The 25,215-nt window shown below is 62.1% G+C and carries 17 protein-coding genes; 11 read left to right on the top strand and 6 right to left on the bottom strand.

What is annotated here, in order from left to right:
- Window positions 1-20: 20 nt before the first annotated feature.
- Both OG225_RS26650 and OG225_RS26655 read right to left on the bottom strand, forming a co-directional pair.
- Window positions 21-1,274, bottom strand: coding sequence for a cytochrome P450 (locus OG225_RS26650; RefSeq protein WP_405177775.1), 1,254 nt, complete (start codon window positions 1,272-1,274; stop codon window positions 21-23).
- Window positions 1,275-1,337: 63 nt separating this feature from the next.
- Window positions 1,338-2,648, bottom strand: coding sequence for a cytochrome P450 (locus OG225_RS26655; protein WP_405177776.1), 1,311 nt, complete (start codon window positions 2,646-2,648; stop codon window positions 1,338-1,340).
- A 611-nt stretch (window positions 2,649-3,259) separates the two neighbouring features.
- Here OG225_RS26655 and OG225_RS26660 point away from each other — a divergent pair.
- Window positions 3,260-4,588 carry a helix-turn-helix transcriptional regulator gene (locus OG225_RS26660; RefSeq protein ID WP_405177777.1) on the top strand — a complete coding sequence of 443 codons (1,329 nt, stop codon included), beginning with the start codon at window positions 3,260-3,262 and terminating at the stop codon, window positions 4,586-4,588.
- On the opposite strand, the gene OG225_RS26665 is transcribed toward OG225_RS26660, so the two are convergent.
- Window positions 4,575-5,300, bottom strand: coding sequence for an HAD family hydrolase (locus OG225_RS26665; RefSeq protein WP_405177778.1), 726 nt, complete (start codon window positions 5,298-5,300; stop codon window positions 4,575-4,577). The genes OG225_RS26660 and OG225_RS26665 overlap by 14 nt on opposite strands.
- A gap of 612 nt (window positions 5,301-5,912) precedes the next feature.
- Here OG225_RS26665 and OG225_RS26670 point away from each other — a divergent pair.
- The 4 genes from OG225_RS26670 to OG225_RS26685 all read left to right on the top strand — a co-directional run bounded on the left by OG225_RS26670 (window position 5,913) and on the right by OG225_RS26685 (window position 10,110).
- The gene (locus OG225_RS26670) at window positions 5,913-6,401 is read left to right on the top strand and encodes a hypothetical protein (RefSeq protein ID WP_405177779.1); all 489 of its coding nucleotides are present in this window, start codon (window positions 5,913-5,915) and stop codon (window positions 6,399-6,401) included.
- Window positions 6,402-8,078 (top strand): tetratricopeptide repeat protein, encoded by a 1,677-nt coding sequence (locus tag OG225_RS26675; protein WP_405177780.1) that lies wholly within the window; start codon window positions 6,402-6,404, stop codon window positions 8,076-8,078.
- 353 nt (window positions 8,079-8,431) lie between these two features.
- A complete protein-coding gene (locus tag OG225_RS26680; RefSeq protein ID WP_405177781.1) occupies window positions 8,432-8,800 on the top strand; it encodes a hypothetical protein in 369 nt (122 codons plus the stop codon).
- On the top strand, window positions 8,797-10,110 hold the full coding sequence (locus tag OG225_RS26685) for a caspase domain-containing protein (RefSeq protein WP_405177782.1): 1,314 nt from the start codon (window positions 8,797-8,799) through the stop codon (window positions 10,108-10,110). Before OG225_RS26680 ends, OG225_RS26685 begins: the two co-directional genes overlap by 4 nt.
- Window positions 10,111-10,205: 95 nt before the next feature.
- Here OG225_RS26685 and OG225_RS26690 read toward each other — a convergent pair whose 3' ends face one another.
- Together OG225_RS26690 and OG225_RS26695 are read right to left on the bottom strand one after the other, a co-directional pair.
- On the bottom strand, window positions 10,206-10,760 hold the full coding sequence (locus OG225_RS26690) for a hypothetical protein (RefSeq protein ID WP_405177783.1): 555 nt from the start codon (window positions 10,758-10,760) through the stop codon (window positions 10,206-10,208).
- A 297-nt stretch (window positions 10,761-11,057) separates the two neighbouring features.
- Window positions 11,058-11,669 carry a DUF6907 domain-containing protein gene (locus tag OG225_RS26695; protein ID WP_405177784.1) on the bottom strand — a complete coding sequence of 204 codons (612 nt, stop codon included), beginning with the start codon at window positions 11,667-11,669 and terminating at the stop codon, window positions 11,058-11,060.
- Window positions 11,670-12,347: 678 nt separating this feature from the next.
- Here OG225_RS26695 and OG225_RS26700 point away from each other — a divergent pair.
- Window positions 12,348-13,478 carry a tyrosine-type recombinase/integrase gene (locus OG225_RS26700; protein ID WP_405177785.1) on the top strand — a complete coding sequence of 377 codons (1,131 nt, stop codon included), beginning with the start codon at window positions 12,348-12,350 and terminating at the stop codon, window positions 13,476-13,478.
- Window positions 13,479-14,353: 875 nt separating this feature from the next.
- Here the strand turns inward: OG225_RS26700 and OG225_RS26705 are convergent.
- A complete protein-coding gene (locus tag OG225_RS26705; RefSeq protein ID WP_405183376.1) occupies window positions 14,354-14,521 on the bottom strand; it encodes an ATP-binding protein in 168 nt (55 codons plus the stop codon).
- A gap of 147 nt (window positions 14,522-14,668) precedes the next feature.
- Here OG225_RS26705 and dpdE point away from each other — a divergent pair, with 147 nt between their 5' ends.
- The 5 genes from dpdE to OG225_RS26730 are packed head-to-tail and all read left to right on the top strand — an operon-like array spanning window position 14,669 to window position 25,167.
- On the top strand, window positions 14,669-17,980 hold the full coding sequence (gene dpdE, locus OG225_RS26710; protein ID WP_405177786.1) for a protein DpdE: 3,312 nt from the start codon (window positions 14,669-14,671) through the stop codon (window positions 17,978-17,980).
- Window positions 17,970-20,549: a protein DpdF gene (dpdF, locus tag OG225_RS26715; protein ID WP_405177787.1), complete on the top strand. Its 2,580-nt coding sequence runs from the start codon at window positions 17,970-17,972 to the stop codon at window positions 20,547-20,549. The genes dpdE and dpdF overlap by 11 nt, the downstream gene beginning before the upstream one ends.
- A complete protein-coding gene (gene dpdG, locus OG225_RS26720) occupies window positions 20,549-21,424 on the top strand; it encodes a protein DpdG (protein WP_405177788.1) in 876 nt (291 codons plus the stop codon). Before dpdF ends, dpdG begins: the two co-directional genes overlap by 1 nt.
- Window positions 21,417-24,485 carry a protein DpdH gene (dpdH, locus tag OG225_RS26725; protein ID WP_405177789.1) on the top strand — a complete coding sequence of 1,023 codons (3,069 nt, stop codon included), beginning with the start codon at window positions 21,417-21,419 and terminating at the stop codon, window positions 24,483-24,485. The genes dpdG and dpdH overlap by 8 nt, the downstream gene beginning before the upstream one ends.
- Window positions 24,478-25,167, top strand: a complete 690-nt coding sequence (locus OG225_RS26730; RefSeq protein WP_157979004.1) for a hypothetical protein — start codon at window positions 24,478-24,480, stop codon at window positions 25,165-25,167. The genes dpdH and OG225_RS26730 overlap by 8 nt, the downstream gene beginning before the upstream one ends.
- Window positions 25,168-25,215 lie beyond the last annotated feature (48 nt).

A 25,215-nucleotide genomic window follows, 5' to 3' on the forward strand; every position in this document is an offset into this window, starting at 1 on the left:
GGCCTCCGACCGCGGCGGCACTATCCCGCCTCCACAGGTGTGGAGATGCGGGTCAGGTGGACCGGTAGCTGTTGGTGACCGACACTGATGAAGCTGTCCAGCGTCTCCAGCGCCTCGGGTTCGGTAGCGAGTGCGAGGTGAGGGAATCTGGCGAACAGGGCGGGGAGCGCGACCGCGGCTTCGAGCCGGGCCAGGCCCGCGCCGAGGCAGTAGTGCGGGCCGTAACCGAAACTCAGGTGCTCGGTCTTCGGACTGCTGGGGTCGAATTCGTCGGCGTCGGTGCCGGGCCGACGACGGTTGGCGGCGGCGATCGCGGCGATGATCGGATCGCCCGCTTTGATCTGCTGGCCCGCGACGTCGACATCGATATCGGTGATCGCGTAGCGCAGCGGCAGATTCGCCACCGGCGGCGCGAATCGCAGGGTCTCCTCGACCAGACGCGGCCAGTCGACGGTGCCCGCCCGGAGCTTGGCCCCGAGCGCAGGGCGGGTAACGACCTCGCAGATGGCTTGATCGAGCAGGTTGACAGTGGTCTCGAATCCGGCGGTGATGACCAACAGCAACGTGTGGACCAGTTCTTCCTCGCTGAGCCGGTCCCCCTCGTCGCGGTGGTTGATGAGCAGGCTGGTCATGTCATCACCGGGCTGGGCGCGGCGCAGCGCCACGAGGGTGGTCAGCAACTCCAGCATCTCGGCGAGGGTGAGGGCCGGATCACGTTGCGGGAGTGTGGAGAAGATCTCCCCCACACAGACCCGCAGGCGTGGTTGGAGACGGTCGGGTACTCCCATCAGTTCGGTGATCACCCGCAACGGCACCTGAGCGGCGAATTCCTCTCGCAGATCGACCACCGATCCCGACGGGTGTTCGGCGAGCTCGTCGAGCAGGTCGCCGACGATGCGGTCGATCTGAGGTTGCAGCGCGATGACCCGTCGGGCGGCGAACGCGGGCCCGACGAGTTTGCGTAGCCGCGTGTGGTCCTCGCCGTGAGCGGTGAACATGTTGCGCACCGAAACCCACGTGATCAGCGCCCAGTCCAGTGGGACCTCGCCCGCGAGGAAAGCGGGCCAGTGCCGGTAGCTGTCCTTGGACACCCGCTCGTCGGCGAACAAGGACTTGAGCAATTCGGAAGTGGTGATCGCCCAGGCACGTATCCCGCCGGGCAACACGACCGGGACCAGCGGCCCACGCTCACGCAACAGAGCGGCTTCACCACGAATATCGGTACCGGTGGCATCGAGCACGTACGGGTCGAGGACGGATTGCAAATCGGTCATACCAGAACTCCAAAGGCGAGAAGACGATCAGAAAATGCGCGGTAGAACAGTTCGGTTGAACGGTCAGCGGCGGGCGCGCCGCGCGGTCAGCGGATCGAAGACGACCGGAAGGGCCTTGAGCGCGCGATGAAAAGGCCCCGGCCGCCACACCAATTGCTCGGGGCGGCAGGCGAGTCGGAGATCGGGCAGGTAATCGAACAACTCGTCGATAGCGTCGGCGGCGCATTGATAGGCGATGTCGCGGGCCGGGCAGTCATGCGCACCCGCCGAAAAACTCAGATGCGAGACGTTGCGGGAGTAGTCGATGTAGCCGGTGGCATCGGGGGGACGGGTGACGCGGGGGTCGGTGTTGCAGGCCGCCATGCCGATGAGTACCGGCTGGTCCGCGGGCAAGATGACACCATCGAAGTGGACCGGATGACGGGGATAGCGGACACACAGGTTGGCCAGCGGCGAATCACGGAACAAGACCTCGTCCAAGGCATTTTTTATCGTGCACGTCCCACTCACGACCTCTCCGCCGAAACGCGGATCGGTCACGACCAACCAAGCGGTATTGACCACCAAGTGTTGGAAGGGCTCGATACCCGCCGCATACATGGTCAAGACCTGCTCACGTATTTCCTGCTCGCTCATATCGCCCGCGTGCTGAATCAGCCTGGTCGTGACGTCACTACCCGGCTTGGCACGTTTGAGGTCGATCAGCGCCCCCAGCGCGGCATCGAGGATCGCGTCGACCCGCTGAGGGTCGGGCACGGCCTCGAACATCATCGCGAAGCCCGCGGCAAGCTCGGCACCGATATCCGGTGGGCAGCCCATGATCTCGTTGATCGTTCGGAACGCCAGCGGGCCCGCGTAGTCCGCGACCAGGTCCATCTCGCCGTTGGCTGCGACCGCATCGATGAGCGTGCTGCCGTGTTCGGCGACGGTTTTGTGCAATTCGTGCAGGTTCACCGCTTTCAGCGCGGCGTTGGTGGCCTTGCGGTATCTGAGATGGTCGTACCCGTCGCTACGCAACGCGTTGTCCCTGTCTCCCATCATCGGCAGGACCGGGCACCGCGGATCCATCGTGGCCTGCCACCTACTCGGATCGGCCCGAAAGCGATCCGAGTCGTGCAGGATCTGCACCCCACGCCCCCACCCGATCACCAACGTCGCCATGACACCCGGCGCCAACTCGACCCGGGCGAAATCCGGATGGTAGCGGCGCATTTCGGCGTAGAAGTGGTGCGGATCGCGCCCAAACTTCGGCGAGTGCAGAGCGAAGACAGGACCGTCCAGGCCGCTCGGCACGGATTGCTGTCTGACCGTGCCTCCCGCCGAGGCCGACAGGGTGACACGGTGCGTGGGCGGTGGAGGGACCGTAGTGGCCATGGAGCGTGTCCTTCTCTACGACTGTTTGCGATCCAGTCGGCGTCTCAACGCAATGCGTCTGGTGAGCACCGGAACCGAGAAATCGCGGCTGTTCAACACTCTTTGCAGATCAGTGCGCCGGGATGGGACCGACATCATCCCGAACCGGATGCTTGCAGCGACGGTAGGAGCCGCCGAATGTATGCGGTGATGGGATATCGATGATCCGGATTCGGATATACGGAAACTTGTATATTGTTCCGGCGGAGCTTATTTCGAGGCGTGAGGCATTTGTTTTCTCCCGGCGGCGAGGACATCGAAGTCGACCCGCCGCCGGGAGGCTTGGAGCATTGGGCGTTGGGCTGGCCGGTGGTTCCCGGCGTACTGCACGGAGTCGCGGCGTTGCCCGGCTCGTCCGACCTCCACGTGTCGGTGGCGGGTCAGCCGAGGATTTGCCACCTCGGGCCGTGGTTGCCATCGTTCGATCTCCGCTCGGTACCTGTCGGCTCGTCCTATTGCTCAGCTCTCAGGAAACTGGCTGCCTACACTGATCAGAAAGGTGGCAACTCGCGGGAACGGGATTTGCCATACCCGTGGGGTACACAAATCGATCCAAACGTGGAGGGGCATCGGTGACAGGTCTGACCGAACCGGACCGGCAACCGGCGGCCATCGCGAACCGTTTGGCGCGTGAAATCAAGCGGCGGCGCCTCGAGGCGGGCCTCAGCCAGCGCAAGTTGGCCGCCCAGATCGGTTACACACGCCAGTACGTGTCCATGTGTGAATGGGAGGATGCCAGCCTTCCTTCGGCGGAATTGGTTGCGGCGATAGACACCGCAGTCGGCGCGAACGGTGAACTGGTCTCGATGCGCGCCGAAGCGCCCGACAGACGTCACCGATCTCGGCGAATATCGACCGAGTTGGTGGCGGCGTCCGAACGCGGCCCGGCCGCTGCGGTTCAGTCGACGGCTGTGGTGGCTGCCGAACTGGATCTCGATCGGGCGTTTGATGCTGAGTTGGCCACGTCATTTCTCCGGTCGCGCTCGGTGTCGGAGGCGACAATCGACAGCTTCACCGCAGTCACGAATCTTCTCGCCGGTCAGCGGCAGAGTATTGCGCCCGACGCACTGATAGGGCCGATAGAAGCTCATCGGGACGCTGTTGCCACACTGTTCCGTGCTGCCACAAATGAGCGTGTCAAACAGCAGGTCGGAGCTCTCCTAGGGGAGACTTCTGTTGTCGCAAGCCGCGTTTGGAGCGCCGTAGGCGACAGGTCGATGGCTCTGACCCATTGCGCGTTCGCCCGCAAGCTTGCAGACCAGCTGCAAGACAGGGCAATGAGTGGAATTGCGCGAATATTTGAAAGCAATCTACGGTCCGACGCTGCAACATTGATCAGCTCGGATGGCGATGTGGTGATCGGACTGCGGATTCTCAAGGAAGCCGCTGAGTTCGCCGATTGTCTACCACCCGCCGCACGAGCCCGGATCGGCGCGGAGCAAGCACAGGCATACGCAGTACTTGAGCTGCGGGAGGAATGCGAAGAAGCGCTCATGCGCGCCCAGCGAGCCGCTGAATATATCTCCGAGGGTGACCGCACAGGATTATTCAGCGACTGGAACACGACACGAATTCAGGTGTATGTGGGCACGAGTCAGCTCCTGCTCAACGAGCCCAAGAGGGCGATCGCTGCTCTCAGCTCAGCTTTGAACACCAAAATGGGCGACAGCCCCAATGTCGAACTTGCTGCGCGCGTTGACCTCGCCAGCGCATACACGCTATCCGGTGAGCTAGAAGAGGGTTGCAGGATTCTTGAAGACGCATACAGCGCCCTGGCGGCGATGGGGAATCATCGCGGAATCGAGCGCGCGCACCGAGCCATCGAGAGGATGTCGCCCTGGCAGAATGAACGGCCGGTACTGGCGATGAGGGAAAAGATCGGTAGTCTCAATCCCTGCTGATGGTGCCGATTATCGACTCGATGGCCTGTACCGTCGTATCGGGGTCTAACCAATCAATGATCGAATCAGGCGAGTGTTGCGACAATTCGGCGCGCGTTACTCTGTGAGTGACAGCAATGACTCTAAATCCAGCGTGTCGTGCGGTTGCGATATCGTTGGGTGCATCACCGATGATGATCGTTCGCGTGGGGTCAACTGCTTCTCCATATTTTTCGGAGAATCGACCGGACACGACGGCAGGCAGTTCAAATCTGTCTCGAGCATCTGAGCCAAAGCCGCCGATATTCAGATCGAGGTGCGAATCCAGTCCTGCTACCCTGAGTTTGAATTCCGCAGCGACACGCAAATTTCCAGTCAGCGCGGTCTGTACGAACCCACTTTCTGCCAGGGCGGCGATAGTGTCGGCCGCGCCAGGATATGCAGGCTGGTCCCGTGCAAGTTCGTCCTCTCCGCGGGACATGACATCTGCCAACTCGACACTGAATCTTTCTAGTCCGCTTTCTGCCAATGCAGCGGAAATTCCAGACGCGATTGCAGTATCAATAACTATGGACTCGTCGGTATAGCCGTGGACGCGTGCAGGAGGGAAAACCACTTCAGACTCCTCGAGACCGTATGTCCGTGCGACGGCCCTGCGCAGCCAACGCAAGTCCGCAGGAATCAAAGTGCCATCAACATCCCAAATAACGAGTCCCTTGTATGCCGCAACCATGCGTACGGATTCTTCCAGACACCACCGTTTACCGCAGTGCGCACCCCGACGGAACCGGAGCACCAGTGGGGTGATCCGGCGTCCTCGACGGCAAATTCTGCCGTGACGGTAGGTGCACGGCCGTCGACTAGATGATTGAGCTCGCAGTGCCCCGTCGGAGGTGGAGATTGCCGGGAACCCCGCAAATTTACTGACGGCCCGACAGCGACCAAGGCCGCCGACCACAGGGAAGCGGACAGGATCGCGACCCCACCGGAGAGGGTGCTCACGATCAGTCCGGACAGCCATGCGCTGCCTGCCTCGATCCGCACCCGCCTTGGCGGGGTGTCGGTATCCATGGTGTGTCGTCCCCCGTTGTCGATCCTGGTCACCGCGAGCCGCGCGAGGCGAGGCCGGTCGGCTCATGCTTGCGTGCGAGGCGGCGCTCACTCGGTGGGTACCGGTGCGACACCTCACCGAGGTGCGGGGTTCGTCCCCGGCTTCGGTCAGGTGCCGCTGTATCCGATCCGGCGTCCTGGGGCGGTCGAATGGCTGTACGACGTCAAGGGCACCGAGTGATAGTCCACCAGTCGCTGATCCGTACCGTGGTGTAGGCGGCGGCCGTGGCCAGCAGTGGCAGGCCGAGCAGGATCAACAACAACAACAGCAGCAGAGCAGCGCTGGGTTTCAGCTGCTGCTGACGTGGCGCGAGGGGTCCTGTTCCGATTCTCTTTGTCGGTGAGCAAGGATGAGCGGATGTCGAAGGCACGGGGGCAGTGTTCTATTCGCCTAGATCAACGTCCGGAAGAGTTGGCGGAACTGGCGGAGTGGATCCGTCGCGATGACAACGTGTGCGGCGTGGTGACCAGCCCGCGGCCGCAGATCCGCGATGGTCGGATGGGCGATCTCTACGAGGTGTCGAGGGTAGCGGTTGGCTCCGGTGGGATCGCCGCCGCGCTTGCGCGGTCGTGGGCGACCTGGCTGACTCACCTTCGCTCCGACGTCACGATCACGGCGACCCGCGCCGATGGGGCCTCATACGAACCTGGTGCCAAGTGCGTCGAATCCGAGGATGGTGTGGTCGATATCCAGAAGTTGCTCGATTCACCGGACCGACTCTGAATGGGCAGACATCTCGCCCCGACCCGTTCGCGAGCAGTACTGATCGGGGTCGCCGAATATACCCATCCGGAGGTCCCGGAAATACCCGCGGCAACGACCAATATCGAAGATCTCGCCCAGGCCCTGACAGCACCCGAAGGCGGTGCGTTCGGTCCTGACGACTGTATTTCCATCGCCAACCCAAACGACAGCGCTCGAGTTGGCGAGGTGATCGGCCGCGCGGCGCGTGAAGCCACCGATGTCTTGTTGGTGTACTACGCCGGGCACGGGATGGTCGATCAATACGGCAGGTTGCATCTGGCCTTGACCAGCAGCGACCCCCGTAACCTCAGGTGGACTTCAGTGCCGTTCGCGATGCTGCGCGAAGAGATTCTCGAAACTTCCGCTCGCGCTCGGATCTTGATCTTGGACTGTTGCTTTTCTGGCCGCGCGTTCGAGGCGATGAGTAACGGGCCTGGTCTCGTGGCCGGGCAGGTCCAGATCCGCGGAACGTACACGGTCACGTCAACCACGGCGAATGAAACGTCTTACGCACCTGTGGGACACCGCAACACTGCCTTCACCGCATCGCTGTTGACTGTGGCTGACGAGACACCCGGGCTCACCCTGGATGAACTCTACTATCGAACCGATCAACTGCTCAGGGCCAGCGGCTATCCCAACCCACAACGTCGGAGTATCGATCTCGCCGGGGAACTGCGGTTGTTCGGCCGCACCGACGACGAGTCGCGGTACCGCCGAGCCGCCGACAACGGCGATGACGACGCAATGACCGTTCTCGGGGCCTTGCTGATGGAGCAGGGCAAATCCGATGAGGCCGAAATTTGGTTCCGCCGGGCCGCCGACGAAGGTCACATCTATGCGATGACCGTTCTCGGGAATCTGCTGATGGAGCGGGATGAGCCAGGCGAAGCCGAAATTCGGTACCGCCAGGCCGCCCACGATGGTGCTACCGATGTGATGACCGTCCTCGGCTGGCTGCTGCACACGCGAGGCGAACCGGGCGAAGCCGAAACCTGGTGGCGCCGAGCCGCCGACAACGGCGATACCGACGCGATGACCTTCCTCGGGTTCCTGCTGGAGAAGCAGGGCGAGCACCGTGAAGCGGAGACCTGGTTCCGCCGAGCTGCCGACAACAGCGATATCTACGCGATGGCGATCCTCGGGAATCTGCTGATGGAGCGAGATGAGCCAGGTGACGCCGAAATTTGGTACCGCCGAGCCGCCGAAAAAGCTGACACCTTCTCGATGTTCAACCTCGGGGTTCTGCTGGAAGGGCAGAAGAAGTTCGGCGAAGCGGAGATCTGGTACCGCCGAGCGGCCGAAAATGGTGACCCCGATTCGATGTTCAATCTCGGTAGCTTGCTGGAAGGCCGAAAGGAGTCGGGTGAAGCGGAGGTCTGGTACCGCCGAGCCGCCGAGTGTGGCCACATCTTCTCGATGTTCAACCTAGGGGTCGTGCTGGAAGGGCGGGGAGAGCCGGGTGAAGCGGAGGTCTGGTACCGCCGAGCCGCCGAGTGTGGCCATACCTTCTCGATGTTCAACCTCCAGGTCGTGCTGGAAAGACGGGGAGAGCACGGTGAAGCCCAAACCTGGCTCCACTACCTTGCACAGGGGGTCCTCAAGCAAGTCGATGACAACTACCGGAACCCCAATTCTTCCTCGTCAACCGACTAGCCGCGCAGCAGCCGGTGATTCGGAGCCATCGCTGGCCTTGAGCAGCGCTCGACAAGCGATGTCCTCGGTGACGTATCCGTGCGGCCGGATCGGTACTGACTTGCCACATCAGCCACGCTTTGTCCAAGGCCGGGCGTATTTCGCCAGCGACGGCACCGAGGCGTGTGCCATAGTTGGTGCAACGCTTAGGCCCGCCGACCAACTCGGTGGCGGCGATGTCCCTTGTCCCCTGCGGCAGAGCAGATAAGGCCGCCAGTGTGGCCCGACAGACCGACATCACAAGGTTCGAGAATCATGAGCCAGGAGGTAGGTCGGGTGTGCAGTGAGTCAGGACGATGCGGGAAGATAACCGCATGTCGAATCAGAACGGGCAGACGCCGATCCAAGTCAGTGGCAACTCTTCCGACTTGATCCAACTACGGGACTGGTTCGGTCGTGACGAGGCCCTCCGCGGGCAGGTACACCTGCAAACCCCTCCGCCACAAGATGGCCAGATGGGTGGGCTCGCCGACGTACTGATGGTGGCCTTCGGCGCAGGAGGAATCGGCACCGTCCTCGTCAGTTCGCTCAAGACCTGGTTCACCACGCGACACTCTGACCTCACTCTGACCATCACGCTTCCCAACGGCGCCGAAGTCCTGCTCGACGGCAAACGCGTAAAGCAGGATCAGACCTTCGCTGCCCTCCAGAAGATGATCGACTCCCTGAACACCGCCCCATGACTCGACGACGGCCCGATATCGACAGGTCGCGCGCGGTTCTGATCGGTGTCAGCCGGTACGAAACCGATGAACAGAGCACGGCCGACCTCTCCGAGGCCCTCCCATCGCTCGAATCGGTCTCCGCCAACCTCTCCGACCTAGGGCAGTTGCTCACTGAACCCGACCTGGGAACTTTCGCTCCCCAGCACTGCACACTCGTGGAGAATCCGCAGCTCGCCGAGATCGGCGACGTTCTCGTACGGGCTGCCCGCGAGGCCGAGGATGTTCTGTTGGTGTACTACAGCGGTCATGGCCTCGTCGATAGTCGAGGACGCCTGTATCTCGGTCTTCCGGGCAGCAGCCAGACGCGAGCAGCCTGGAAGGCTCTACCCTTCGAAACGTTGCGTGAGGATCTCCTGGACAGTCCGGCCAAGATACGGGTTCTGATCTTGGACTGCTGCTTCTCCGGTCGCGCGTTCGAGTCCATGAGCGACGCCGATACGTTGCAGGCCAACCAGTTCCGGATTAATGGGACATTCACGCTCACCTCCTCCGCAGCGAACGAGCCTTCCTTCGCGCCGCTAGGAGAGATACACACGGCGTTCACCGGGGCCCTCCTGTCCCTCGCCCGACAGACACCGGGGCTGACCCTCGATGAGCTGTATGGCGCAGTGCAAGGCCACTTGTCGGCCCTCGGCCGCCCCGCGCCTCGCCGGCGAAGTGTCGATGAGGCCGGGGACTTGGTGATCTTCGGGCATCCTCACCAGAGCCGCTCGGCTGCTGGCATCGAGGTGGAGCGGTTCGAGCGCACCTATGAGTTCGATGAAGCCAGAAGAGTCGCGCCTAGGGTGAACCCGACTTCGGGGTTACCCGGCTTCTGGGACGTCACAGTCCGCAACGGCAGCGCCACACCGATCGCTCAGCTCGAAGCAGATGTCTATCCCGTTGACGCCACAGGCAGTCGCATCGAGGACGAGTGCGTGACAGCCAAAGGTCATCGAATGCTGTGGAAGACCCTGAGCGACCGCAACCGCGCCGAGGTTCGGGGCAAGGTCAATTCATCCAACCCACACAGCGGCACTCCGTTCGCCGAAATCACCGCCGCCACGATGGAAGACTTCATCATGAATATCGTCAGTCCGATCACAAGCCAGCAAATAGCACGGCCGGCGGACTGCTACCCGGACCCGTTCCCTGCCGGGGCGGAAGAGACGGTCGTCTACTACGCGCCCAACGCCGCGACGGTCCGCGCGAACCTCACGTTCACCGACACCTCCGGAAACAGATGGACAAGATCGCACGACCAACGGCCGCGGTTGGTCGAGCGATGATAATGTCCTGCCGGTCAGACAGATCTGGCTTTCCGATAGCAGTCACCGGAAGAAACGACGCTCCCTAGCCCGACGATCAGGCAGACATCCGGGCTTCATTGCGAGAGTTCGGAATCCACACCCAATGCCTGCCGGTCCACAGGCCGTCGATCCAGCGCTTCCATCCAGGTCCTCTCATCGGCCAAGTCCAGAACCTCACGCATCCGCCGACGGTGTCGGGTAGGGGACGGTGTGCACTGGACCTCCAATGAGCCACCGGGCCACGTCGTGATCCCGTCGGCCCAGATCATCAGACCAACCTCCTCGCCGGGAACCAGGCGCGGCACCTTTCGGTGCAACACATACCCTCGACTGTCGGCGGGATCCGGAGCAAACGCCCTACACCGCACACCGCGGCCCTGAATCAGGATTCCGTGAGCGGCACCGTCACCGATGTTGGTCAGAGATGCCCACGCCAGCACCGGCTTTCCAGCACCCTCGTGCGCGATGGTCGCCCATAGTTGGGGACCAACTTGCACCTCGATGCGCTGGAGCAGCCATGCGGGTTCCGGACGGTCGCGACGACGAAGATAGAAAGTCCACAAGGTGGCAAGACATGAGATACCTGCCGCGATCCAAGCTGAAAGTGGGCCGATCATCTGGGTATTCACGCGGCCATCCTCGCACCCGCCGTGGACCGCGATGGATTGACGGCACAGTGCCACATGAGGTGCCCGGCACAGTCGACGCTCGTGGGAGTACAGCGGGGCCCATGCGATAGCACGAAGGGGTCAGCGGGTACGGGACCGGCCCGACACCGCAGGAGGCTGATCGTCGGCGCGTTAATCGCTGTTCCCGGGTGACCGGTTTACGGCCAGCCAACGCCGTGAACGTGACTCTGGATGTCACCCGCGAACGAGTACCATCGCAACAAGCTTAAGTTTGACGAATCCACTTAGTTGGACTGTCTAAGGAACATTCACTAGTTCGGCCAGATCCGCACAGTCGAGCAGGTGCGCCGATATCTTGCACGCTTCCGCCGCCAAGAGCTCGGTGGAGATGGATTTCACCAACATCTCCAGCGAGACCCGGCGTTCGTCTTCCTCGTCGAAGGCCCGCACCCTCACACCAATCGGGACACTGGGCTCGTGGGTGCCCGCAACAACCATCTCGCGAAATGGGCCTCGATGCTCGCGCTCGTCGTCTGGATCGTCCAGATCGGGATCAGCGTCCTCAAGACACCACGAGGGGCACTCCCCGTCGGGTGAGGTCAGTCGCACGTCCGCAGCCTCGATGAACATCTCCACTACCTGCCGCGCCTCATCGGCGGTCAATTCCAAGCCGACTCCGTGCGGATCCATCATCTCGATCACACACCTGCGGGATTCTCCATGATCACGAGCACTGACTCGCATAGAAATACGACGGACAACGCCAATAACCACCACTTCGGCGATTTCGAGCACCAATTCCGGTCCATAATGGACAAAGCCAGCGCTGGGATTGCTCAAATCCCATGCCAAGTGCGACTCACACCAAGGCGGGCACGAAAGATTCACGGCCACAACTACTCCCCACACTCATAGCCGACACCCGTCCCGCGCCTGACAGACTCAACTCTAACGTTCGAACGCGGGACCTGACTAGCCGACTGAGACATCCGGGTGGTCTCCTCAACTGTATTGCGACAGACCCGCTCCGACCTGAACATCCAGGACACGCCATAAGCACAGCACGCAACGGTTCGATGCCGTTGATGGCCATCCGGATATAAGGCCCATGTCCCTCCTCGCGAACGACCCGATCACTCCACATTCCTCAGCCACTCTCTGAATCACCCTCCGGTAGCGATACGGCCTGTTCCGAGCACCACTGCTGCACCTGTACCCGTCCCTGCCGATTCCCGGTCGTCACTGCGCACGACACCAACGCGAGCCATCCTCCGGTCGATGTCCGCGCCCACGCATGCAACAAGCCCGGCGTCGTCCCGGTCAGGGACAAACCTCCACTGCGCACCCGTAGCGATACATTTCCTCCGAAGTCTTTCGGAGCCATGATGAGCCGACCGAGATCGATGATCACCCGGCGCGGTGGATCGATCACGTGGTACGAGGGCCCACCTACCGAGCCACGTGAGGCGAATTTCAGGCATCTCAACGGGTGACTACCTCGTACTGATCGCACTGCCCGACCGCGGAGCCCTGGCCATACGTCCGGTCCGCCCTGGCCACCATCCTGGACCTACACGAGGCACCGGCGTGAGCACCGACGATCTTGAGGTCGCACGTGTATTCCTGGACCGACTCGGCATCGACCCCGGCGCCCTGCTCGAACCATCAGCAACCCACGGGCCCATGCCCACCTTCGCTGGATACGTTCCCCAAGTCTCGGCTGTCGTATCGGCTGGAACTCGACGAACCTACCGCCCCTACTGGAGCCAGCTCACTACACACTGGCCCGACCGAAGAATCGATGAACCCACCGCACTCGAACTACAAGCGCTGGTCCAGAAGACCCAAACCAACGCCCTCGTCCGCCGCAACAGCCGCAGCGGACGCTCAGCCGCCGAGCACATGGTCGCCGCGATCCGCTGCCTCTACAAATTCGCCGAAAAGGACCACCTCATCTCCAGGGCACAAAACCCATCCAACGACCTCGACAAACCACGTCGACTCCCCAGTAGCCGCCGAGCCCTGTCGCACCGCCAGCTCACCGAGATCAACCACGCCGCAGCGACGACAGGCAACGACCCCGATCTCGACACCCTCATCCTGCGGCTACACCTGGAAACCGTGTGCCGCACCTCCAGTGCCCTCGCACTACGACACGACGACCTCGACCCCGATGAGCACAAAACCCGGGGAGATTCACACTGCCAGATCCGACTCAGCGGAAAAGGCGGCACCCTACACTGGCAACCTGTCTCCCCCACCCTCATGACCAGACTGACCCAACACCGCGACCGCAGCCCCGAACCGAACGGACAACTACTGCGATACCGCAACGGGCACCCGATCACCCGCCGCCGCTACGACCACCTCTGGAACCGCATCGGCCGCGAACTCCCCTGGGTCACCACCCGACAGATCACCACCCACTGGCTACGCCACACCACCATCACCTGGATCGAACGCAACTTCGGCTACGCCACCGCCCGCGCCTTCGCCGCCCACGCCGAACCCACCGGACAAGACGGCACCACACTCACCTACGTCACCGCAACCGACGAAGAAGTCGCCTTTGCTCTCTCCGCACTCACCGGCAAACCACACCCCATCATTTCGTCACATGACGATGCGCTACTGACGCCGCCCACCTCATCTCACCGTGCAGCATCCCCGTTCCTTGAGGAGGACAGTACCGGCCTAAAAGGTGGGTCTACCCGATGATCGACAGCCTCGCCACGCCGGAACACCCGTCGACCGATACAGGCCGTTCCCGCTGCTGGGTCGAAGGCGCGTCCCGATCCCACGGCAGAGCACTCACCTTGCGTTAGGTTTGGGGCCGAAGGTTTGGGGCCGAGGATGTAGTAGTGCGCGATCGACTCCCGCAGCTGTCCGGATGGCTCGCACTCGACCAACTGCGCTCGAAGGTCGTTCTCGAATTCGATAGCGAGAGCGGGGTTCTGGCGAATCGGGGCAGTGTAGGAGGTCGACCACAAGAATCCTATGAACTCGTCCACCGCCCAAGCGTGTGATGTCGGGAACCGGCATTCGGTGACATCGAGGAACCCCGCCTCCCGCAGGATCTCTTCATGGGTGCGTCGCGAAGGGGCGCCGCTGTCGGCCGTCGCTGGCGACACACTCGCAGGGCGTCCCGGTTCGCCGGACCATCGGGCCACGACATCGACGGCACCCCCCGCCACGACTCGGTCCCACTCCACGGCGTACTGCTGCCCAAAATCGCTAGACAACAGCCTGGATCCAGCCACTGACCGGCACATTCGGCGATCATCGCGCGATTGAGCCGATGGAAGGCGTTGCCGATCGTGACCAACCGTGCCGGGGGCGGTGACCACCAATTCCTCGGCTCTGCCGACGCTCCAGTCGATATTGTTCGCGCCGGCGGCGCGACTTTGCGGCGGCCGACCTCGACCATGTCGGGTTCGAGGTCGACGGCCTGGACGCGCAGGCGACCCGGTCGTGCAGTGGAATCGCGATCTCGCCTGTGCCGCAGGCAAGGTCGATGAGCAGGCCGCCGATCTGCCCCGCACGAGCGAGTAGGTCCTCGAACAGGATCTTCGGGTAAGCGGGGCGGTCGTGGCTCATCGGCCTTCGTTCGCTGCGCGATGACAGCTGGCGGCCATGTCGGTGGTAGTAGTGGTGAAAATTTGGTGCCGTTGCCGCAGATCGCATGCGCGGGTCGCCCACGCCGACCCTATGGCCAGATGCGTCTTCCCCACCCCTGGCATGCCGATTAGCGAGCGCCGCATCGGGCTACGAAACCCCAACTCGGCCAAGGCCACTACCTCGATCCTCTGCTACCGCGCCTGGTGACGGACCCAGGGGCGCGCCCTCTTGAACCTAGCCGTACCCTATTGCAGGACAGGGCCAGTGGGAGATGTCTGTCACCCTTACCGGTGTGGCCTCCATCTTGCCGGAGTTCGGGAGGGGTATCGGGGTTGCAGCTTGGCAGCTTTATCATCCAACGAGGCAGGTGGGATATCGGTCACGTGGCCGCAGTCCAGGGGAGCCAAGTTCGCATCGAGTACTTCGAGTCGATCGCCGAGCCGATCGCCGAAAGTGTCGATGCTCTCGTGCACGACTGTCAACTCATCACGCTTTCCGTGGGTGCTCGAGTATTTTGGCGCGACCCCGACACTCACGATTGGACCGCCGGGAGGGTTACCGCAAGGCAGGGCGAATCGTATTTCGTCCGATTCCCCAACAGCAGCGCAGACCAGCGAGTGAGAGGGTCGGATCTACGGGTGCGTTGGAACCGCCCCGTCCGCGATCCGCTGCATGTGCTGACCGCTGGCGGAAGCGAGCCCTGGTTCTTTCGACAGGCTCGTATGCCAATGTTGAATGCGCTAGTCTGGCAGCGCGCGGCCTGCGCGAACGTCCCAGCGTTTTTTTCTTCTGCGGTCGAACTGTTCCCTCACCAGGTCGAAGCCAGTCTTGCGGTCCTGTCAGACCCGGTTCAGCGGTACCTCTTGGCCGATGAAGTGGGATTGGGAAAGACGGTCGAGGCGGGGTTCGTTATCCGGCAGATCCTGATCGACAACCCGTTAGCCAAGGTCACAATCGTGGCACCGGACGTGCTGCGCAGGCAGTGGATTCGCGAGTTGACGGGCAAGTTCTTCACCGACGATTTTCCGCGAGCTGAAATCAAGGTCCTCGCGCACGAGAACCCGAGCGGTTGGGCCAACCATAAGAATAGCGATCTGCTTGTTGTGGACGAGGCACACGTGCTGGTCCAAGGAGGCGACCCAATCTCCTCGCCGTACCGCGAGTTGGCACTATTGGCCCACACCTCGGAGCGGCTTCTGCTCCTTTCAGCCACTCCCATCACGTCCAACCCGCTCACCCACCTCGGTCTGCTACACCTGTTGGACCCAGACGTTTACCGCTGGGAGGACCAAGCGGCGTTCGAGACTCGTTACGCCTTGCGCGCCGAACTGGCAGACGTCGCCTACGCGATCGATGCCGACTGGCCACCGCTGCTCCCGATGAATATTGATCGGATACGTGCCATCCTCCCCGAGGACCAGCGAGTGGAAGAGTTGGGCTCTGCGGTGCTCGCACTACTCACTCCCGACGGCGACCTCGCCGATGTGGCCGATGAGGACGAACTCCGGTTGCGTGTCGACGAACTGCGAGGGCACATCAGCGAGACCTACCGGTTGCATCGGCGTACGATTCGTCACCGGCGATCTCGAGTCTTGGCGGACCGGGCCGACTCCGACTTCGTGCCCTACGAGGTGCGAGGCCGCGAGCTACCGAAACATTTGACGATCCAGTCCTCTGCCGATGAGCGAATCCAGGAGATTCTTGAAGAATGGCGGATTGGTACACGCGACGCTCTGTTGGACCGGGGTGCCGCGGACGAGGATGCCGCCTACGCTCAGGTTTACGGCGTCCTCGTGTCGCGTCTGGGCGTCAGCGGGCGTGACCTCCTCGAAATCTTGCGGTTGCGGGTCGAGCGCATCGACCCTTCGGTCGCCATGGACCCGGTCGACCGGGGGCTCGTGACCTTCCCCTCAGTCCTGGCTCACGAACCCCGTACTCTGCGAGCAGTCGAGGAGGTGGTGGCCGAGAGCGACGTGACTGTTTTCGAGCAGATGACCAAGGCTCTGCTACCTGTGCTCTCACGGCACCGGAAAACGATCGCATTCTGCGGTGGTGGCGCCCTGGCGGAAGACCTGGCTGCTCACCTGCGGACGCGGTTCCCGAAAGCCCCATTATTCCGGCACACGAGATCCATGCCTGCGGAGGACGCGGAGAAGTCTGTTGCGGGTTGGCGGGATGCGCCTACCGGCTTACTGGTATGCGACGACTCTGGCGAGGACGGCCTGAACCTTCAGGTGGCGGACGCGGCGATTCACCTGAGGCTGCCGTGGTCGCCCAATCGGCTCGAACAACGACTCGGCCGGGTGGATAGGTTCGTGGAGAGCGGCAAGGGTACCCCGCGTGGCCCTGCCGCGAACTATGTTGTCCTGCCGTCGGGGGGCGAGTTGGCAGCGACGACCGCGTGGCTGGAACTGCTGTGCAGTGGCTACCGGATCTTCGATGCCTCGGTGTCGACACTTCAGGACGCGATCTCCCAAGGGCTGGGCTCCGTATGGCGTCGAGCGCTCGATGTCGGGACCGACGCACTAGTGGATTGCTCCGAAGAAGTGGAGCGGGCGTTGAAGGAAGCGTCGATCGAAATCGACAAGATGGACATGCTCGAGTCGATCCATCACAGCGTGACGTACTCCGACGACGTGGCAGACGCTATGAGCGCGTTGGAGACTCATTGGACCAAGATTCGAGAGGCGGTTCTCGGCTATACGTCCGGGAAGAACGGCGGTATCGACATCCGACGGCTGGAGCAATCCATCGACGGCCGGCGTGTGGAGGTGTTCGACGTCGCGGGGTCGAAGCCGAGAGTCGACCCGAGTATTTTGCGCTTCGCCGGATCTCGCTTCGGGGAAGACTCGGGTAAGGGTGTATTCAATAGGTCTGTCGCCGTTCAGCCTCCTGGTAGGCGGATCTTCCGCATCGGCAACCCGGTCGTCGATCTCCTGGCACACATCATCGACAACGACGACCGGGGGCAAGCAACCTGTGTGACCCGCATCGACCCCCGTTATCAAGACGAGGAACCTGGGATCTACTTCGGGTTCGACCTCCTTTTCGAAGCGGATCTGCAGGCCGCGACCGCCCATGTGCCCGATGTGCCCAGTGCGATCCTCGCCCTGCGGCGCCGCGCTGACCGGCTTTTCGCCCCTTTCACAATGCGTGCGTGGGTCGAGGTCGGCGAGGATTGCACAGTGACAGGCCCGGAGATCACGAGGTGGCTGGAGCGACCGCTGAACTCTCGGTATGACCACAACGTCACCGGATCGAAGCTCGATGACTTGGTCGGTCAGTTCGGCGGATGGGCGGGCTTCCGAAAGGCCGGCGTTGAGGCAGAGCAGTTGGTACGTGTTCACCTGGCCGAGACGACGAAGCTCACCGACCGATCCTCGGCGGCACTGGGCCGAGCTACGGCCAGCATGCGGGTGATGCAGGCGCAAGCCAAGGCACGGGCCTTGGCGGGACGACTCGTGAACGACGAGGAGACGATGGTTTTGGACAGCGCCCTGACGTCCGCTCTCGCGGACGGGATTCGCAACCCAAGCGCACGCGTGGTCGCGGCCATATGCGTAGCCCGGACGGGGATCCCAAGGCAGGGTCGTGAGTTCTGATTCGTGGAGGGGCGCACAGCAGTTGTTCAACCAGTGGCCTACTATCCCGTCCTTCGATGACGCGACCGGGCTTCTGCGCAGGCTGACGGACGCTGTACGTGAGTTAGGTACGCAACGCGCCTCCAAGGTCGATGTGGCTGTGCTTACCCGGCAGGTGCTTTTGGACGCTGCAGTGCGGGGAAACAGCGCAGGATTGATCACACCGCGCGATCCGGCTCTTCCAGGTATTTCCGAGTGGTCGAACGCCAAGTGCACCGCATTCGAAACGCCCGGCGGATTCCGCGTCTGGGCGAACCCGTGGACTCCGGAGACGACAGGAGCGTCAGTGGCGTCGGCCGCTGCCGAGGAAGACCTGCGCAATGTACACCTCGGCAGCGAGGCCAACCAACGCTTCATTCCGGCAACTGTGCCAGCCGATCCGTTCATGACCAGTGCCTTCGGTCATCGAAGCTACAAGTCAACCGGACAGCGGCAACTGGCTCGCGCGGTAGCGCTCGCCGCGCCGGGCAACACACTGATCCTCAGTCTGCCTACCGGTCAGGGCAAGACGGCCGTCGCGTTGGCCGCAGGGATGGTGGCCCCCGAGCATTCGGGGTTGACCGTGATTGTCGTACCAACGGTGGTATTGGCACTGGACATGGAGCGGCGAACCAAAGAGTTGATGCGGCACCATGACATCGGCGCCCCGCACGACCGTTTCGCTTACATAGGTGGGCTTGATGAAGACGATAAGCGACGAATCCGGGAAGCAATCAAGTCCGGCCGGCAGCGTCTGCTGTTCACCTCACCGGAAGCCCTGGTCACCGGTCTCGCAAAGGCTTTGGAGGATGCCGCCACCTCCGGGCACTTGCGCTACTTCGTGATCGACGAGGCCCACCTAGTGGAGCAGTGGGGTATCCGGTTCAGGCAGTCCTTCCAGACGATGGCCAGACATCGTAAACACTGGATTGCCTCAGCCCCGGAGGGCAGGGCTCCGGTGACGATCGCGATGAGCGCAACTCTTACACGTGACCAGATCTTCAGTCTGAAGTTCATGTTCGGCGACCCTGAACGCACCCGGGTCATCTCTGCAGCACAGTTACGACACGAACCGAGTTTCTACATTGCACACCATACGGAAGAGGCGAGCCGCGTTTCCGCGGTTCTGCGCGCGGTGCACCTCCTGCCCAAGCCGATGGTGCTCTACGTGACCACTCGCCGCGATGCTCGGCTGTGGCGGGAACGACTGTACGAGTCAGGTTTGCACCGAGTCACTGCGGTTACCGGCGAGTCCACCGACATCGAGCGGCAGCAGGCAATGGCCGGGTGGAGCGGTCGAGACTCGACTGGAGAGGTCTCGACCGCTTACGACGTCGTCGTCGGGACGTCAGCATTCGGGCTCGGAGTAGACCTCGGCGACGTCCGGACAATCGTGCACGCCTGTGTGCCGGAATCCCTCGACCGCTTCTACCAGGAGGTGGGGCGCGGCGGACGCGACGGATTCCCGTCACTGTCGGTCTTGTTGAGCATCAACGAAGACTTCGACGTTGCCGCGAGCCTCGCAGACGAGCGGCTGATCAGCGCAACCTTGGCGTTCGAGCGATGGCGCGCGATGTTCGTTAAGGCAGAGCGGCTGGCGAGGGAAGTGTACCGCGTCGACCTTGACTGCTACCGAGCAGATTTGTCCAGAACCTCGAAATCGAACCGGGGTTGGAACTTGCACATCCTGGGTCTGATGCACCGTGCTCGACTGATCGACCTGGCTTTGTCGGTGCCCGCCGAGGCTGGATCCGACGTATGGGACGACGAACTCGGCACAACACCTAACACACCTGGTCAGTCCACCGATCAGTTTGTACAAATCACTCTGCTGGACGGTGCCGCGAACCGAGAGGCTGAGTTCTCGGAGCGGATCACGCGCGTTCGCGGCGAAATCAAGCGCAGCAGGCGCCGGGCGGTCGACAACCTGCGCGACATGCTCAGTGGGCGGCAGTGCATGGGCGAGGTATTGGCGGCCTACTACAGCACCGATGACATCACGATCGGCGTGACCTGCCGAGGATGCCCTCGATGCCGTCAGACGGAAAAGCCCGCGGAAGCAGCCTTTTACCGACTGGCAGCCGAGCCGACCCCGTTCCTCCCGGCACCGACCGGCCCAGTCGACAACGACCCACTCCACCGCTTTCGAGGCCGGGCGAATTGTCTCAGTATCACCTGGGACGGTGATGCGGACCTTCAGCGAGCTGTGCCCAGGCTCCTCCATGCGCTGGTGCTGAGAGGGTTGACTGTTGTGGGTGGGCCCGGTGCGACTCCTGAGTTGATGGCAACCCTCCAACGGGACGTCGGCCAGGTCTCTTTGATCCACGACCTAGACGGCGACCTGCTGAGGTCGTATGCGGGCCCGATGTTGTGGGCCGGTGCCTCCGACACCCGTTGCCTGCCAACAGATGTAGTGGAGCGGATTCGGTCCGAGGACGTGGTCTATGTACTCCATCCAGCTGATACCGCGCACCCCGAGAAGGTGTCAGAAGCGTTTGCCACAATCCACCGACCGACCCTTTCCGTGCGCACAGCGTTGGAGTCCCTCTGATGGCCTATCTGAACGTCGACAAGGCTCTGCCCACGCAACTTTGGGCGCTGGTACGACTATTGAGCGCGCGACAACCCTTGACCGATAGTCAGGCCAGAGCACTTCTGAGCCCCGATTCGCTGAACGTGGAGATGAAGACCGACTCTCCGTTCCAGTCGACGGTTAGTACGTTGCGGGACTTGGGGTTGGTGGCCCAGGACGAGAGCGGCAAGCTTTCACTGCGACACTCGATGCCGACCCTGGGGAGCTTTCAACACCGTCTGCGCGAGGCCCTATTCGCTCCGGCACGTAACACCGATCTGGAGTCCGACCCCATCACCGGCAATAGGGACATGACCGTTGTCCTCTCTTACTTCCTTTCGTTCGACCCCTTGGACTCGCCGGTCCCCCGGGAACAGGTGGACGAAAGGAGCGCGGGACGCTTCTCGGTCGAAGGTAAGAACCCGACACCGAGCAACGTGCGTTGGCCACGATTCGGGCACTGGGTGCCAATGCTGGGCCTGGGCGCGGCACCACTGATTTCCACATCTGATTCAGGCGCGCTCACCCCCGACTGTACGAAGGCGGTCCGTCAAGTGCTGACCACTTCCCAGTTAGCAGGGAGAACAGTCTCTGCCGTGGACCTGGTGCGGACACTCAGGGAGGCCATTCCTGTGTTACCTGGAGGCGCCTACTCGACTCGACTGGGGATTCAGGATCCCGGTGATCAGGTTGTTGACCCAGCTCTGTCCTTCGCGCTTCTCCGCGGCTGCTACGAAGGCTGGTTGCAGTTCGAACGATTTGCGGACAGCGCAAGTACGGTGACCGTCGCAGACCGGGATGAACCAAACCGCCGGGTGTCCGACATCCTGGTCCGGGAGGGAATCAATGACTGAGCAATTTACCCTGCACACCTGCTGGAGCGCTGAAGAAGCAGGTCAGACAATCAACACCGAGGCGGTCAGCCCCTCCCGCGCCATTTTCCTGGCTACACACGCTCCACTCAGACTCCGACGAAGTCGGTTGACGGGGGGAACGCGCGAAGACGCAAAGAACCTGGAGCGCGCAGAGGAACTAGTTGGCGAAGAGGAAGTCCTGTCAGACTTCTTGACACGAAGGTCTGACACCGGCGCTCTGCTGATGCCCGTCGTAGGCGGATCAGGCACCGGTAAATCCCACCTCATCAGATGGGTTCGCGAGCAGATCGAGGACACACCCGACCGCAAAGTCATCTACCTGGAGAAAGGAAAGACCAGCCTCAAGGCCGTCATCGCAGAACTCCTCGCCGACCTTGAGTCACAAAATGCAGCCGAACTTCGCCGCACGATTGATCAACTCTCGTCGAGCGTGGAGCCCGAAGCTCTGGCAAGACGCCTGATCAACAGCATCGAGGAAGAACTGTCAGCCACCACACAGGACGGCGTCTCCGGGCCGACACGACTACTGCGTGGCCCGCGCGGAGTGGCTGTCCTGCTGCAGGACCCCCACGTCCGCAACCACATGCTGGAGCCAACGCGATTCATCCCCCAGTTGGCACACCAACTCCTTCATGACCGCCGGGATGGCGAGCAGCAGCGCCCCGAACGGTTCACCGCTAAAGATCTACCTCTGGAATTTGGTGACATCAAAAAGGTCGCGGACATGACGGCTGGCGTTCTAAAGATGCTCAGCACCAACCCAGCGATGCGGGATGCCTCTGTCGACCTGTTGAACCAGTGTCTGGAGGCGTCAGTCAAGAGGGCCTTCAATATGGGTTCAGGCAGCCTGGTGTCGGCGATGGAGGAGGTTCGCAGGGAATATGTTCGCCAAGGCCGCGAAATCGTTCTCCTCGTAGAAGACTTCGCGCTCATCCAAGGCATGCAGCGGGAACTATTGGACGCCATGATCGAACCTGCGCGGCGGGAGGGCGTCGAGGTACTTGCCCGTATCCGAACTCTACTCGCGGTGACGACCGGCTATTTCCAATCGTTGCCAGAGACGGTGCTGACCCGTCTTCACGCCACAGTCGGATATGTCTATGACCTCGACGCGCCTCTCAACGCCACACATCGGGAGGAGGACTATATGGCCTCCTTTGTGGCAAAATATCTCAACGCCGCAAGACTCGGGGCTGAAGTGCTCGACGCGCTGGCAGACCCATCCAAGCCTCCCAACCACTGCAAATCCTGCCTATTTAAGACTGAGTGCCATGCCGCTTTCGGCGTGTCCGACAAAGGCTATGGCCTCTACCCCTTCAATCGTTCCGCACTGACCAGAGCGGTGCACTCCACTGCTCCCCCGGAGGCGCCATACCAGTTCGTGCCACGTGCAGTGCTGGGCTCCGTGGTTCACAAAGTCCTTGTAGAAGATGCTAAACCCATCAGGGACGGAGCCTTCCCGCACCAAGGCTTCCGCGACAGGTTTCGCCGGGCGAAGATCGACGATCCGCTCGGCAGCGCCATGCTCGACATGGTGGAATCCACCTACCCGACCGAAGTCGACCGATACCGCGCTTTCCTAGAATTTTGGGGCAACGCCGAGTCACCTTTTGAAGGTGAACCGGGGATCCGGCTCGCGTTCGGGCTAGCAGCGCTGAAGTCCTCGAGTGCTCCGCGCCCTCAGACTTCGGAGAGGCGGGAATCCTCGACGGAACGGAATAAGGCTTCCGAGTCAGGCAGTCCTGCGCTGCCGCTATCTCTTCGGCGGTCGCTTCAGGAGATCGAGGACTGGGCGACGAAGGACGAGAATGCTATGCCCAACGTCGCCCGCGATCTGAGGGCAATCATCGCCGATGCGGTCCTCCAGCGGTACGACTGGGCAGACCCGTTGATGAACAGCATGAAAAAGGATGCCCTCAAGTCGGTATGGAGTAGCACCTCGGGGGCGGTGCACATCCGCGGGGCCAGGGGTGGGCTGAAGATCGACCCCGAGTCAGCCCCGATTCAGTTCGCGAAGACTGGACACAATGCCCAGTTCTTCAAGTCGGTACTGCTGTTGAGAGAAGGGCACCGACCTAACTCGATGGACAGCGTGTACCAGTTGGCGCAGTTGGCCGAGTCGAAGGCCCCAGATCTCACCGCGGCCGTTCTAGCGAAGCAGGAGATCACCGACTCGGACCTCGTGCTAGGTCTGCGGGTGTCGTTGATCGGCGCCGCAATGGCTGGCCAGGCGTGGCCTGGCATGCCGGAGGCGAAGTTGGTCGACGTGGTCATGCATGACGGCAAAGGTTGGGTCCGTGAGGATTCCGATACTCGTGTACCCCAGTGGACCTCGACACTGGCAGAGCACCTGAGCAAGCGCGAAGCGCTTGTGGCGCAAATCAGGAATGCGGTCGGTATCTCGCAAGGGGTGGGCGGCAAGGTCCGCCTCATTGATGCCGCACACCTGCTTCCGCTGCTCAACCAAGCGGCTCAAGAATGGACGTGGCAGGTCGGTGACCGCCCGACGCCGGCCTGGGTCTCGTTGGCAGCCAAAGGTTTCATGTTGATTCCCCGCGTCATGGACGAGCAGTTGGATGTGCTGCGGGACTTGCTGGCCTCGCTGCGCCGCAGGGTTGCTCGAGGAACGCTGGCCAAGGTCGTGCCAGCCGTTCTGGACGCCATCGCTGAAGCCAATCAGCACGGTTTGCGGATGACCTCTACTCAGAGAGAGAACCTGAAGGAACTCGCCACCGACGTCAAAGATGTGGACTGGAGTGTCATCACTGATCTCGAGGACGACCTCACGCACCTCGCGGATATGGCGGCTGAGAGCAACGACCTGGACAGGGTGAAGATGCTCGTCGCGGTCCGCGGACGCGGTCCGGCGCTGCCCGCTATTCAAGCTTTTCTGGAAGCCAGCAACGCCTGGTTGGACGAGGCGTTGGAATCAGCCAACGCTCGGAGTGGAGGGCATGATTCGGAAATCTCCGACAATCTCAGTTCTGCAGTCCGCCAGTGGGCCGAGATAGTGCACAACGAGGAACCGACCGATGAGTGAGGTGACCGTCTTCGAGAAAGTCGAGCAACTGCGGAGTGAGGCGCGCCGCTTGGCGACCGCGGAGAAGGGCGCCAACGAGGCCCGGCGGATTGGCAGTCGGACGACGAAACTGCGAGCCTCGCTCGGCGAGTTGAGCACCCAGGTCGAGCTTGCTCGCAAGGTCAACGAGACCATCGGGTCCACGAGAGTCGATCTCTCCACTGTGGACGATGGATATGAAGAGTTCGAAGCCAAAGTGCGAAGTGTGACCAACCCTGGTGATGCGGTCTTCGAACGGGCCAACCGGCGTATCACTGCGGTGTGCAAGCGACTGGAGGGTGAGATCAGCTCAGCATGGTCCACCTGGGCGTTGGCCCGGATCTCTGAGTTGCATCTGACACGCATGCCGATGCTTCCGCCGGGAGACCAGCATGAGGCTCGTCGGAAACTGGACGAGTTGGAACGGTGGTCTCGCGCAAAGGACTTGTCCAAATCTACCGTCAGTCTCTTCACAACCTCAATCGGTGGGTTGGCAGACATGCTTGCCGATGTCCCTGACGCGCCACCCGCAGTCGCAAACCTGATGGTGAGGCTATCTGGTGAACGGCCGCCCACGCTGGCGGAGATCACGGACGACGAGATCTCCCTACTGCGGTCGCTGCACCTCGATGCGCAGATCACGGTAAAGAGGACCGGTACGTGAGTGAAATAAGTCTAAGATTCGTCAACGACCTCCTCTCAGCATTGGAAG

The sequence above is a fragment of the Nocardia sp. NBC_01377 genome, assembly GCF_045040005.1.
GTDB classification, from domain to species: Bacteria; Actinomycetota; Actinomycetes; order Mycobacteriales; family Mycobacteriaceae; genus Nocardia; species Nocardia noduli.